Source organism: Arthrobacter sp. 10N44_2, assembly GCF_056394385.1.
Map to the genome: position 1 here is coordinate 188,390 of NZ_JBFTHT010000005.1, position 12,963 is coordinate 201,352.

At 68.3% G+C, this 12,963-nt stretch carries 9 protein-coding genes; 4 read left to right on the forward strand and 5 right to left on the reverse strand.

The features are described 5' to 3' along the window. The first annotated feature begins 273 nt into the window (after positions 1-273). From AC1DBX_RS08255 to sufU, 4 genes are all read left to right on the forward strand, one after another. Positions 274-3,015 carry a LuxR C-terminal-related transcriptional regulator gene (locus tag AC1DBX_RS08255; RefSeq protein WP_476859125.1) on the forward strand — a complete coding sequence of 914 codons (2,742 nt, stop codon included), beginning with the start codon at positions 274-276 and terminating at the stop codon, positions 3,013-3,015. Between the two features lie 71 nt (positions 3,016-3,086). Continuing rightward, a complete protein-coding gene (locus tag AC1DBX_RS08260; protein ID WP_476931510.1) occupies positions 3,087-5,810 on the forward strand; it encodes a helix-turn-helix transcriptional regulator in 2,724 nt (907 codons plus the stop codon). Positions 5,811-6,943: 1,133 nt separating this feature from the next. Then, positions 6,944-8,251 carry an aminotransferase class V-fold PLP-dependent enzyme gene (locus AC1DBX_RS08265; RefSeq protein WP_476931511.1) on the forward strand — a complete coding sequence of 436 codons (1,308 nt, stop codon included), beginning with the start codon at positions 6,944-6,946 and terminating at the stop codon, positions 8,249-8,251. 11 nt (positions 8,252-8,262) lie between these two features. Then, positions 8,263-8,718: a Fe-S cluster assembly sulfur transfer protein SufU gene (gene sufU, locus AC1DBX_RS08270; protein ID WP_230009833.1), complete on the forward strand. Its 456-nt coding sequence runs from the start codon at positions 8,263-8,265 to the stop codon at positions 8,716-8,718. A 10-nt stretch (positions 8,719-8,728) separates the two neighbouring features. Here the strand turns inward: sufU and AC1DBX_RS08275 are convergent, their stop codons facing one another. The 5 genes from AC1DBX_RS08275 to AC1DBX_RS08295 all read right to left on the reverse strand — a co-directional run bounded on the left by AC1DBX_RS08275 (position 8,729) and on the right by AC1DBX_RS08295 (position 12,948). Beyond that, positions 8,729-10,042 carry a UDP-glucose dehydrogenase family protein gene (locus AC1DBX_RS08275; protein ID WP_476931512.1) on the reverse strand — a complete coding sequence of 438 codons (1,314 nt, stop codon included), beginning with the start codon at positions 10,040-10,042 and terminating at the stop codon, positions 8,729-8,731. 29 nt (positions 10,043-10,071) lie between these two features. Continuing rightward, positions 10,072-10,515 (reverse strand): VanZ family protein, encoded by a 444-nt coding sequence (locus AC1DBX_RS08280; protein ID WP_230009621.1) that lies wholly within the window; start codon positions 10,513-10,515, stop codon positions 10,072-10,074. A gap of 95 nt (positions 10,516-10,610) precedes the next feature. Beyond that, positions 10,611-10,832 (reverse strand): SCO4848 family membrane protein, encoded by a 222-nt coding sequence (locus AC1DBX_RS08285; RefSeq protein ID WP_018774651.1) that lies wholly within the window; start codon positions 10,830-10,832, stop codon positions 10,611-10,613. Between the two features lie 4 nt (positions 10,833-10,836). Next, positions 10,837-11,334, reverse strand: a complete 498-nt coding sequence (locus tag AC1DBX_RS08290; protein ID WP_223914131.1) for a DUF2505 domain-containing protein — start codon at positions 11,332-11,334, stop codon at positions 10,837-10,839. Between the two features lie 48 nt (positions 11,335-11,382). Continuing rightward, a complete protein-coding gene (locus AC1DBX_RS08295) occupies positions 11,383-12,948 on the reverse strand; it encodes an SDR family oxidoreductase (protein ID WP_476931513.1) in 1,566 nt (521 codons plus the stop codon). Positions 12,949-12,963: the final 15 nt, after the last annotated feature.

Here is a 12,963-nt window from a genome sequence, read left to right on the forward strand (position 1 = left end):
GGAGAGGCCGCGTGGGCCCGTGTCCGCCGGCCGGCCCGCCGTGGCGGGGCCGCTTCCCCGGTGTCCGGGCCGCTACCGGCGCCGGACACGTGCGGCGGGATGGCGACTACTTGGTTTGGGCCTTGCGGCAGCGCCGGTCCAACTGAGTACAGCTACGTAGAGCGGGCGGAATACTCGCTAGGTAATCGAGTACTACTTACGCATACCGAAAATACGCCTAGTCCCTACCGTTGAGGTATCACCGCTCACACTTTGATTGCGAAGGTCTCTCATATGTTCCAGCAAGACGCCGGCTTGCCAACGGGCAGCGGCCAGACAGAAATAGTGTTTCCGGCGCAAAGAAACGGTCATGGCCGCAGTAAGGACAGACCCTTCACCCGCCAGGAGGTCGTTGCCGACATCGTTGAGACCCTGACGTCGGGTTCCGGCTGCGGCATCGTGCTCGTGGGCGACCACGGGGCCGGCAAGTCCTTTATCGCCCAGCGCGCCCTGGAGCAGCTCGGCGACGAGTACCTGGTAGTCCAGGTCAGGGGCAGCTCCATATCCTCCAAGCTTCCCTACGGGGCCTTGAGCGTCCTGCTCAACGACCTCGACGCCTCCCACCTCGAGCACCCGCTGATGGTGTTGCGCGGACTGACCCAGCTGCTCCACAACAAATCCGAAGGCCGGCGAATCGTCCTCTTCGTGGACAACGCCCATGACCTCGACGAGCTCTCCAGCATGATGGTGGCCCAGTTGAGCGCCGGGTCCCATGTCACGTTGCTGGCGGCGTGCGTTGACATGCCGCACATTGGCGGGGACATCATGGGCCTGTGGAAGGATGACCTGCTCCGACGGGTGGACCTCGGACCGTTCGACTTCGCAGAGACGGCAACAACGTTGCACCACGAATACGGCGGCCGGTTCTCCCTGACCGCTGCCCGGGCGCTTTGGAGTGCGAGCGGGGGCAATGCCTTGTTCCTCCATTCCCTGGCCCGGGAGCAGATCAAGCTGGGCACAGTGATCCGCCAGGACGGTGTATGGTTCCTGGGCAACGGCCCCATCGCCTTGACCGGAGAGATCCGGGACGTCGTGAAGGCACGCCTCAACCGGCTCGGCAACGGCCAGCGCGACGTCTTTGAACTGCTGGCACTCGCCGGGGCAGTCCCGCTGCAGACCCTCATGCTCATCGCCAACCCGCAGGATATGGACGCGCTCCAGGAGCGGGCCCTGATCCGGGTCACCCATGACCATCCGCCGATGGTCAGCATCGCCAATCCGGTGACCGCCGGAATTGTCGCCAACGTGGTCCCGCCCGGGCGCAGCGCCGAACTCCGCCGCCGGCTCACGGCCGTTCTCCAGGAATCGGACGCGCTGGACACCGGCGGCTCGGCCGGCGTCGCCTGGGCGCTGGATTGCGGGGAAGAGGTGAGCTCCCAGGTCGCCCTGGCCGCCGCACGCGCCGCGAACGGTGCATCCGACCACGCGGCCGCCTTGCGATTTGTCCAGGAGGTCGAAGGAAGCGAACCCGCTGCCCTGATGGCCATCGAAACAGTCAATGCCCACATCTCGGTGAACAACGAGGACTCCGCACGCCGGGTTCTGGAGGCACTGGATGACGGCGCGTGCGCCAAGCTTCCCCTGACCGAGTGGACCGCTTTGCAGCTGCTGCGCGTGGAACTGGACAAACGCAGCACCGCCCCGGGCGCCGACCCCGAAGCCCGGATACAGGAGTTCGCCGAGCGGCTGGCTGCCGAGCCCGCCGCACAGAGTTCAGTTGCAGTTGCAGCCCGGGAGCGGCTGCGCCTGGCGGAGGCTGGGCTCGCCGCTTTCCGTGGACGCTACGACGAAGTCCTGGCCATAACCGACGGCGTGGACGCGGGGGACCTGGGCAGCGAACCAAGGATCCTGACCGCCAGCGTGCGCAGCGAGGCCCTGGCCGTCACCGGCAACGTGGTGCGGGCGCTCGCCCTTGGAAAGCAGATCCTGGCGGCCACAGCCGGCGTGCAGCTCCCGGACCATGCGGTTCGTGAGATCAGGGGCAGGTTCCTCCTCCTCCTTTTGCTCTCCGGCAAGTTCAGGGAAACGTCCGTCTATCTTGAGGAGACGTACAGCGGCGCAGAGCCCCAGACCAGGCTGGGCGGGATGTTTGAGATCGGGCACGGCGTCATGGACCTGCATGCCGGACACCTCGACGACGCCTTGTCCCGGCTCCAGGCGGGCCGGTGGCAGCTCAGGGCGCAGGACCCCGACGCTTTGGGCGGCCTGGCCGCGGCCGTGTGTGCCTATGCCGCCGCACTCCAGGGCGAAGAGGAAATGGCCGGCCTGCTACTGGACGATCTTGCCCAGGCCAGGCCGCCCGCGGCCTGGCTGGTGGAACGGCTCACACGCTATTTCGAACTGTCGGCCCAGGCCGAGCTCGGCCAGAGGGCAATGTCCATCCGTGCGCTCTCGGCCGAAGCGGGCAACGACGCCGAAACGTCAGCACTGGCCCCCGCGCTCCTGTTCCAGTCCGCCGCGGCCCGGCTGGGAGACCGCCAGACTGGCCAGAAGCTCGGCAGCCTGAGCGGGAGGGTGACCGGACAATTCGCGGCCCTGTGCTCGCGGCTGGCCGAAGGCATGCGCGAGGCTGACAGCGAGCAGTTACTGGCAGCATCCAAGGAAGCTGAGGCATGCGGCAACACCGTGTTCGCCCGGGACGCGGTGCGGAAAGCCGTCGGCTGCGCGAACGACGCCGGCAACCGCATCGCGCTGCGGATCGCCCAGCGGGCGCAGCAGTCCCTCGATGACAAGTTCGGCAGTCCGAAGAACGGGCTGCGGTCGCTTACAACCTCAACCCTGACGGCGAGGGAATGTGAAGTGGCGGTCCGGGCCGCTGCCGGTACGTCCAACCGCAAGATCGCGGAACAGATGCACGTGTCCGTCCGCACTGTGGAGGGACACCTCTATCAGGTGTATTCGAAGCTGCACGTCGCCAGCCGATCGGAACTCAAAGATGTCATCTCGACTCCGGCAGACAGCGCCAGGCTCGGCTGAGCCCGGCAGACTGCAGGCGGCAACCCGGACGGCTATTCAAGACGGGCAGAAACTGGCAGGAAGAACCGGCGATGGAAAGCCTGGCTGAGACCTCGGCACTGATCGAGCGCTCGGCGCTGGTCAAGGACCTGGTGCGTTGCCTGCGTGACGACACCCGATCAGGTGCGCTCATCGTCGGCGGCGCGGGCGCGGGCAAGACCGCCGTCCTCAAGGCCGCCATCCGCGAACTCGAGCCCCACCGCCACCTGATTCGGCTGACCGCCACTCCGGCCCTGGCCAGCGTTCCTTTCGGTGCCTTGGCGCCGTACTTGTCCCGGCTTCCTGACCGGGAACTCGACTCCTACGCAGCCGTCGTGGAAGCGATGGCGCGCAGCCTGAAATCCGAGGCGGACCGCCCTCTGTTTGTGGTCGACGACGCGCATTGCCTCGATCATGGGACCGTCCGGCAGTTGGCTCAGGCGGCGGCGACCGGCGCCGCGGGAATCCTCGTGGCCTGCCGTCCCGGGCCGATGATTCCGGAAGAGTTCCTCGCGCTCTGGGACGACGGGATAATTGCCAAGTTCGACCTTTACCCGCTGAGCCGGATCGGAACCCACCAACTGTGCGAGCAGGTCCTGCGGGCCGACGTCTCTCCGTGGGTTAGTGCGTTGTTCCATAAGGCGGCCGACGGCAATCCGCTCATGCTGATGTCCCTGATCCAGCATGCCCGGGCCAGCGGCGCCTTGGGCCTCCGGCACGGCGTGTGGTTCCTGCTGGCCAACCCCGACATGGCCCAAGTTCCGGCCGCCGACGTTGTGGACCGGCAGTTGCGCTCCATGACACCGGAGGAAAAGACCGCCGCCACGATCGTTGCCATGGCCGGACCGCTATCCCTGTCCCAGATTCTGCGGATCAGTGGTCCCAAGGCCGTCGATGCCCTGGACACCGCGGGCATTATTGCCGTCTCCACGGGACATGACCGGCTGGTACGGCCCGCCAGCCCGATCCTTGGCGAAATTATCCGCCAGCGGGTCCCGGCCGGCCGCAGTTCGGCCCTGCGTTCGAGTGTGTTGTCGCTTCCGTCAGCGCGTGCCGCGGCGCCGGGAGCGGCCCTCAACCGGCTGCGCTGGTCCATGGACTGCGGCGTAGAGATCCCTCCGATCCAGCTCCTGCAGGCCGCTGTCGCCGCGAACACGGACCTGGACCCTGCGACCGCGTCCCGGATGGCTGGCGCCATCCGGGACGCCCGGTTCCTCCCCGAGGCCCGGATCCAGTTGGCTTATTCGCACTTCATCGCGGGGCACACCGAGGCCGCTGTGGCGTGTCTGGAGGCCGCACAGCCGGTGCCCGCCGGACGGCCGTCCTACCTGGCTGCCCTCCTCGCAGCCCGGCTCGGGTCCGCAACGCCGGCCCGGCAACAGCAAGCCGACGCCGGGCCGCACCGCCCGGCCTTTGGACTGTCCATGGAACCAGGGCTCCTGGAATCGCGGGCCCGGGATTCACTGTCTGCGGATTTCGCAACGTGCACCGACCTTTCCGGGCGCGCTCCGGCGGGACGGCCGTCGGACGTGACAGCTGCCGGGGGACTGGCCACAGAGCTTCTGAGTCACTCGTGGGACGGGAAGTTCATGGCAGTTGGAACCGTGCTGCGCGAACTCATCGCCGCGGCCGGCGCCTATCCCGAAATCCGGGTCCCGGCAGTTTCCCTCCTCGCCGAACTCTTGACCGCCCAAGGTCAACTCCGCGCAGGGCTGCGATTGGACGGAGAGGCATGGGGCGGCGCCCGAACCGCAAGCCTGGAACTTCCCTTGGTCTACGAGGACCTCGTGGTGCGCCACTGCCTGAATCTGATCTGGGCCGGCGATTGGGACCGGCTCGGAAATGTCCTGGACGATTACGCGGCCCGTGAGCCTGGGCGTCTGCTGTACAGCGGCGGCATGCTGCACCTCATGCGGGGCTACTCGCGGTTGCGCCAGGGCAGGATGCGTGAAAGCTTGGCCGAACTTCGGCTGAGTGTCGAAGAGCTTACTATCGCCGACCCGTTAGGTCTGTTGCCTTTTGCGCGCGCCGTTGCGGCCTACGCCGCAGGCGCCGTCGGACGCCACCATGAGGCCAGCCAGCATGTGCTGGCCTACCGGCTCTCGGAGTACCGGGAGCCGAAAACCCTTCACCTGCTGGCAGAGGCGTACTGCCGGGCGGCTGAACCCGGAGAAGGGCCCGGAGGGAGCGGTGCCGGAGCTTTGGCGCGGCTGGCGGACGAGGCCCTGCACGAGAGCCTGCGGGGCGTTGAAACCGATATCAGGCGGCTCGCGCTCCGCGGCGGTGACACCTCGGGCGCCGAAGCCCTCGCCCTCAGCAGCGGCGCAGTCGACGGCCCGGAAGCCAGGCTGGTGGAGTCCTACGCGCGAGCGGTGTCGGCGTCCGATGCGTCCGACCTCATTGGCATCAGCGACGACGCGCTCAATGCAGGGCACGGGCTCCTTGCCCTTGAGGCCGCCCAGCAGGCCGAGCGGATCCTGGCAGACGACCCGGAGCGGTGGCGGCTTACCGCGGTCCAGCGCCGGGTCCATCACCGCCTGGTGGAGGCCGGAATGTTGTCGCAATTGGAGGTCGTCCGCAGCGATCACGGCGCCCCGTTGACTGCCCGCGAGACCGAAGTCCTGGAACTGGTGTCGGGCGGGGCCACGAACGCCGAGATCGCCACCGCGCTCTGTGTGTCACTTCGGACAGTGGAGGGGCACCTGTCCCGGATCTTCGCCAAGCTCGGCGTGGGCCGGCGGGCGGACCTCCTGGACCTCGGCCCGCTGCCCTCCTGACCGGCCCGGCCCGGCATGGCGTGACCTGGCTGTGGCGTGCGTACAGCACGGGTGGCCTGCGGGACCAGCGGGAGTAGCTCCAAGTAGTGCCATGGCGAGTAGGGCGTCAGAAATCGGGTAAACGCTACTCGTGTGCAGAGTCCGTTCGGGCGATTGACTTAAGCCAGTCCCACGAACAGCTCCATCCCGAACAGCTCCATCCCGAACAGCTCCACCCCGAACAGCTCACAAAGGTCTCAAAATGAGGAACTTGAGGGCGGTCAGCAACCGCAAGCATGGCCCGAGGAAAGTGTGGTCTCAAATTCCTTGCTTGCGGATGCGGCCACTGCCACCATTAGAGGTGATCGGGCCGTAATCTTTCCCACTAACTCCTTCATTGGAATCGTGCGGTGCCTCAACGGGCAGCCGCGCGCCAAGGTCGGAGCCGGCGGCGTCAGAGCCTTCTGAGACCGAGGCTCTCCCCCCAGCCGCCGCCGGCTCCCTTAATCGGTCTACACGCGGGTCCGCGCCATCGAGAAGCGCGGCCCTGACACCGGCGCCGTCGGGCATCGCCGCAGGGGGTAGCGGCGCGTGACGACGTCTTGTGTGCGAGCCCTCGCCGGCCCTGGCGTCACGCGCCGGCATGTCGGGCGACCCTTGCGCCGCGCAGGCCTTGCGCCGTAGCAGTGAGATCCGGCCGGATGTTCCGGCGCCCCTGTTGGATGCCGCTGCTGGATCCCGTCGGCCCACGGCTCCCGCCAATGGGTCCCGGCGACGCACACCCGCGGCCCCTGCGATCATCGCCGCGGCCGCTATCGGTCGTCGTTCGCCATTCTTGGGCAGCACCAGCCCAACCCGCCTGGCTGGGGGTTGATTGCGGCTGCCCTTGGGCAATGCTCCTGTCGCGGTCCGGGTCTTGGCCGCCGAAGGGCACCGCCGCGGGAGCCGATGGCCGCCGGAGCCGGCTAACGGGGCGCGGACCTCCGCCCGGGTTCCGCGGTGTGCGGGTCCGCGCGGTGGCCGCGCGGTGGGCGCGCAGGAGGGCTGCAGGAACGTGGGATAATTAGGTTTAATCTGTGTGACGTATTTTGCACGCTGGCCGCCCGGCCGGCGCGGTGTACGCCGCAGCGAACGCCGATCCAGGAGTCTCCGCCATGGTTGCCACCCCAGCCCATCTCCGCCGCTCTGCCGCCGCGCTCGGAAACGAGGAGGTCCTGAGGATCCGCAACGACTTCCCGATTCTGCAGCAGCACGTCAACGGCAGGCCGCTCGTCTACCTGGACTCCGGTGCCACCTCGCAGAACCCGCTCAGCGTGCTCGAGGCCGAGCAGGAATTCTATGAGCAGCGGAACTCCGCGGTCCACCGTGGGGCACACCACCTCGCCGTCGAGGCCACCGAGGCGTTCGAAAACGCCCGGGAAACGGTGGCGGACTTCGTCGGGGCGGAGTGGGATGAGCTGATCTGGACCTCCAACGCCACGGAGGGCCTGAACCTGCTCACCTATTCCTTCCTCAACGCTTCCCTGCCGGGCGCCGGACCCGGAGCGGCCCGGTTCGCCCTGGCCCCGGGCGACGAGCTCGTGGTCACGGAGATGGAGCACCACGCCAACCTGATCCCCTGGCAGGAGCTGGCGGCCCGGACCGGCGCCGTCGTGAAGTTCATCCCGATCGACGACGCCGGCGCCCTTGACATGGAGGCCGCTGCCGGCATCATCGGCCCGCGCACCCGCGTCCTGGCGTTCACGCACGCGTCAAACGTCCTCGGCACCATCAACCCGGTGGCCGCCCTGGTGGCCCTGGCCCGGTCCGCGGGAGCCCTCGTGGTGCTCGACGCCTGCCAGTCCGCACCGCACCTGCCCCTGGACGTGAAGGCGCTCGACGTCGACTTCGCGGTGTTCTCCGGCCACAAGATGCTTGCCCCCACCGGCATCGGCGCCCTCTATGGCCGCTCGGAGCTGCTCAACGCGATGCCGCCGTTCCTGACCGGCGGCTCCATGATCACCACCGTCACGATGGAACGGGCGGGTTTCCTGCCCAGCCCGCAACGCTTCGAAGCCGGCACCCAGCGCATTTCGCAGGCCGTGGCACTCTCCGCGGCGGTAAATTACCTCAGCGAAACCGGGATGGACCGCATCCACGCCTGGGAAGCCGAACTCGGCCAGCGCCTCGTGCGCGGCTTGGAGTCCATCCCCGGGATCCGAGTGCTGGGTCCGGCGGCCGGGCAGGAGCGGATTGGCCTGGCGGCATTCGACGTCGCGGGCGTCCACGCGCACGACGTCGGCCAGTTCCTGGACAGCCGCGGCATCGCCGTGCGGGTCGGCCACCACTGTGCCCAGCCCCTGCACCGCCGGCTCGGGCTGACGGCGACGACGCGCGCCAGTACGTACCTTTACAACACCACGGACGATGTGGACGCGTTCCTGAACGCGGTCGCCGATGTCCGTGCCTACTTCCAAGCCTAGGACGGACATCCATGAGTCTTGACCAGCTTTACCAGCAGATCATCCTCGAACATGCCAAGGCCCGGCACGGCAGCGGCCTCGCCGCCGCGGACGCGCCCAAGGAGGCCAGCTGCGGCCAATCCCACCAGCTGAATCCGACCTGCGGCGACGAAATCACGGTCCGGGTGTCCGTGGCCGGCGGGAAGGTCAGTGAGCTGCGCTGGGACGGCGACGGCTGCTCGATCTCGATGGCCTCGGCGTCCGTGCTGACAGACCTCGCCGAGGGCATGACAGTCGAGGAACTCAGCGCCGTCATTGACAGCTTCCGCGAGGTGCTGCGCTCGCGCGGGAAGGTGCCGGCCGACCCGGAGGTGCTGGGCGACGCCGCGGCGTTTGAGGGCGTGTCCCGTTATGCTGCCCGGGTCAAATGCGCCATGCTCTCCTGGGTGGCCGCGGAGGACGCCCTCGGCCAGGCGCTGACGGCCTGACGGCAACACATCAGGGCCGGCCCAGGCCCTTGTAGGTCCAGCCGGCCGCCCGCCACTTGGCAGGGTCCAGGACGTTGCGGCCATCCAGGATGCGCGGCGCGGACACGAGCGCTTTGGCGGCGTGCGGATCCAGCTCCCGGTACGCCTGCCACTCGGTCAGCAGCAGCACGGCATCGGCCCGGTACAGCGTCGTCTCCAGGTCCGGTTCCAGCTGGAGTTCGGGGAAGCGCTTGGCGGCATTGGGCAGGGCCTGGGGATCGGTGACCGTCACCACGGCGCCCTGCAGCTGCAGCTGCGCGGCGGCGCTCAACGCGGGGGAGTCCCGGACGTCGTCGCTTTCGGGCTTGAACGCCGCGCCCAGGACGGCGACCCGCTGGCCCAACAGGGACCCGCCGCACAGTTCGCGTGTCAGCTCCACCACCCGGGTCCGGCGCCGCATGTTAATCGCATCCACTTCCCGCAGGAAGGTCAGAGCCTGGTCCGCCCCCAGCTCGCCGGCGCGGGCCATGAAGGCACGGATGTCCTTGGGCAGGCACCCGCCGCCGAATCCGATGCCTGCGTTCAGGAACTTCCGCCCGATCCGCTCGTCGAGCCCGATCGCATCGGCCAGCCGGGTGACGTCGGCGCCGGTGGCTTCGCAGACCTCGGCCATGGCGTTGATGAAGGAGATCTTGGTCGCGAGGAACGAGTTGGCTGCCGTCTTCACCAGTTCCGCCGTGGCGTAGTCCGTCACCAGCCGGGGTGTCCCGCCCGCCAGGGGAGTCTCGTAGACCCTGTCGAGGACGGCCACCGCGGGATGGTCTTCGCTGCCGTCCGGCGTGCCGTAGACAAACCGGTCCGGGTTCAGGGTGTCTGTCACGGCATGGCCTTCGCGCAGGAACTCGGGATTCCAGACCAGCGAGGCGCCGGGCTCTGCCTCCGCCAGCACCTCGGCCAGGCCCGCGGCGGTTCCCACAGGCACCGTGGATTTGCCGGCGACGACGTCGCCGGGGGAGACGTATTCAGCGAGCGAGGCGACGGCGGCGTCGACATAGCGCAGGTCGGCGCCGTTTTCGCCGCGTTTCTGCGGCGTTCCGACGCAGATGAAGTGGACCTCGGCGCCGCGGGCGGCCGCCATGTCGGTGGTGAACCGCAGCCGGCCCGATTCCTCAAGTTGGGACAAGAGTTCGTCGAGCACGGGTTCGTAAAAGGGGGCGTGGCCTGCTGAAAGCTGTGCCACTTTGTGTTCGTCGACGTCGATTCCGACGACGTCGTGACCCAGCTTTGCCATGCATGCGGCATGGACCGCGCCCAGGTAACCGCAACCAATAACCGAGATCCGCATAGTTCCGATCTCCTCCCGTCGGGCCCTGTTCACAGGGTACGTGGTGGACGTCGGGATCGCACAGCCTCACGGCGCGCCATGAACAGCCTGGCCACGAGCGCGCCGGCCATGGCGCCGATCGTGTTTGCGGCGACGTCGGCGACGGACGGAAAGCGCGCCGGCAGGAACGCCATCTGGCCGAGTTCGATCACGACGGAGAGGATGAACCCGGCAACGGCCCCGCCCCACCAGAGCCGCAGGCCCAGGATGATGGCGACCAGGGCGCCCAGCGGAATAAACAGGATCACGTTTGAGGAAAATTCCACCACCCCGTAGTCGAACCAGGGAGGGACGCCCCAGCTGTGCAGTTGCCGGAGCCACCGCATGAGGTAGGTGGCCGCGCCCCGGTCAACGGGCACCGGCCAGAAGGCAATCAGGCCGAGGACCGGAACACAGGCGCACAGGCCCCAGATGGCGACGCGGCGGGGTAGCAACTGGCGTCCCCTTTCAGCGGTCCACCTTTTTGCTGATTCTAGCGGCCGGCGGCGGCAGGCGCAGGGTGCGCATGCCGCCGCCGGTGTGCCGGATGCTAGCTGAGCAGCCCGGCCACGCCAATCGCCGCCGTCGCGGCCCCCAGCAGCATGGAGATGCTGACCAGGACCACATGGACGGTCAGGAAGCGCGTGGCCTTGCCGTTGGCGTCGCGGGCACGCGGATCCTTCATGACCCGGCGCAGGAACTGCGGCCAGACAACAAGGGACCAGACGCCGGCGACGATCAGGACGACGGCGAGGACCGCGGGCAGTTCCACGGGGTCAGTGGCTTTCGAGCCAGGCCTGGGCCTGCTGGGACTGCAGGTTCAGGGCCTTGCCGACCATCGGTTCTGCGGCGTCGGCGATCTTGCCGCCAAGGAACGGCACCGAGGAGGTCACGTCGCCCTCGAGCTCGATCCGGGTGCTGCCGCCGTCGGACACAAGACGCTGGACAGCCTTCACGTCCAGCGGGGCGCCGGAGACCTTCAGGGAGATCTTGCTCTGCCGGGAGCCGTCGGCGGCGGGGGCCTCCCAGGCCTCCAGCTGCGTCACCTTCAGGCTTTCGCCAACAAATTTCCGGGCAATGTCGGGCATCCGGGTGGTGGGGATGGTCCGCACGGTGGTGGTGTTGAAAGCGCCGGCGGTGTCACCGTCGATGGCGAAGGATTCCAGGGTGCCGCCGACGAGTTCGCTCGTGTGGCGCAGGAAGTCTTCATTGACGAAAACCGCGGTAACGCGGTCGACGCTGTGCGGAACGGTGGTGGATGCACTCAGGGCCATAGGGGGGTCCTCCGTGATGTGGAAGTGGACGTTTCGGGCTCCAACATCCTACGTGGTGTGCCGGGCTGGCTCCGATTCGAGGTTTTCCAGATCCCGGGCGGCGGCGGTGATATTCCGCGACATGGCGGGAAAAATGACACTGTGGAACGGCAGCACTGCGAGCCAGTAGAGGCGGCCGCTGAGGCCCTTGGGGAAGAAGATGGCGCGCTGGCGGTAGCGGCTGCCCGTCCCCTCCGGCTCCACGGAAAGTTCGAGCCAGGCCCGGCCCGGGGCCCGCATTTCGGCACGCAGCCGCAGCAGCCGGCCACGGTCGATCCGCTCGACCCGCCACCAGTCCACCACCTCGCCCTCGGCCAGCAGGTGCGGGTGCCGGCGGCCGCGCAGCAGCCCCGCCCCGCCGGTGAGCTTGTCCAGCCAGCCGCGCACCTGCCAGGCCAGTGGCAGGGAGTACCAGCCGTTCCGGCCGCCGATTCCTTCGATGACGGTCCACACATATTTGGGGTCCACGTCGCTTTGGAAGCTTCGCTCGTCCACGTACACGGCGTGTCCGGACCAGTCCGGGTCGCTCGGCAGGGGATCGGCGTCGACGCCGGCGCTGGCCCACGTGGTCTCCACCTGGCCGTCGCGTTCCTTGCCCAGGGCGAGGGCCACGGCCCGCCGGTAAGGGGTCAGGCCGCCCTCCGGCGCAGGGATGTACGCGTCGATGTCGTGCTCGGCGGCGACGGCGTCGTGCTGGAGTGATTCGACGAGCGGCAGGGACATGGAGAGCGGGATGGGGGTGGTCAGTGCCACCCACAGACCGGCCAGTTTGGGGGCCGGCACCGGCAGCGCCAGCACCACCCGGTGCGGCAGGCGGGCCTCTGCGGCGTATTCCTGCATCATTCCGGCGTAACTGAGCACCTGGCGGCAGCCGATGTCGAAGGTCCGGTTGATGGGTCCTTCCAGCGATGCTGCCGCCACGAGGTAGTACAGGACGTCACGGACCGCGATCGCCTCGATCTTGTTGCGCACCCAGCTCGGGGCGGGCATCAGCGGCAGCGTCTCGGACAAATGCCGGATCATTTCGAACGACGCCGAACCCGAGCCGATCACGACGCCGGCCTGGAACACCACCGCGTCCACCGGGCTGTCCAGGAACACCTTCCCCACCGCCTCGCGGGAGCGCATGTGGGTGGACAGTTCGGCCCCGGCCGGGTGCAGGCCGCCGAGGTAGACGATCCTGTCCACACCGGCGGCGGCCGCGGCCCGGGCGGCCGTCCCGGCCATCGTCTTTTCCTTGGCCTCGAAGCCGGCCCCCGCCGCCATGGAATGGACCAGGTAGTACAGGACGTCGACGCCGTCGAGCGCCGCCTGCAGGGCGTCCCCGTCGTCGAGGCTGCTGTGGATCACCTCGACGTCGTCCAGCCAGGGCACGCCGGCGATCTTGGCCGGGGTGCGGACCACGACTTTGACCCTGTGCCCGGCTTCCAGGAGCCGGGGGACAAGCCGGCCGCCGATGTAGCCGGTGGCCCCGGTGACGAGCACGGTCTTAGGGGATGCGGCCTTCGCGGTGGCTGCCTGCGGGGCTGGAGCAGGAGTTCCAGCGGGTTCGGGGGTTGCGGTTGTGGCGTTCATGGTGACTCCTTGTCA

Coding starts and splice junctions, on each gene's coding strand:
- AC1DBX_RS08255 (WP_476859125.1), top strand. CDS start 274: ATGTTCCAGCAAGACGCCGGCTTGCCAACGGGCAGCGGCCAGACAGAA.
- AC1DBX_RS08260 (WP_476931510.1), top strand. CDS start 3,087: ATGGAAAGCCTGGCTGAGACCTCGGCACTGATCGAGCGCTCGGCGCTG.
- AC1DBX_RS08265 (WP_476931511.1), top strand. CDS start 6,944: ATGGTTGCCACCCCAGCCCATCTCCGCCGCTCTGCCGCCGCGCTCGGA.
- sufU (WP_230009833.1), top strand. CDS start 8,263: ATGAGTCTTGACCAGCTTTACCAGCAGATCATCCTCGAACATGCCAAG.
- AC1DBX_RS08275 (WP_476931512.1), bottom strand. CDS start 10,042: ATGCGGATCTCGGTTATTGGTTGCGGTTACCTGGGCGCGGTCCATGCC.
- AC1DBX_RS08290 (WP_223914131.1), bottom strand. CDS start 11,334: ATGGCCCTGAGTGCATCCACCACCGTTCCGCACAGCGTCGACCGCGTT.
- AC1DBX_RS08295 (WP_476931513.1), bottom strand. CDS start 12,948: ATGAACGCCACAACCGCAACCCCCGAACCCGCTGGAACTCCTGCTCCA.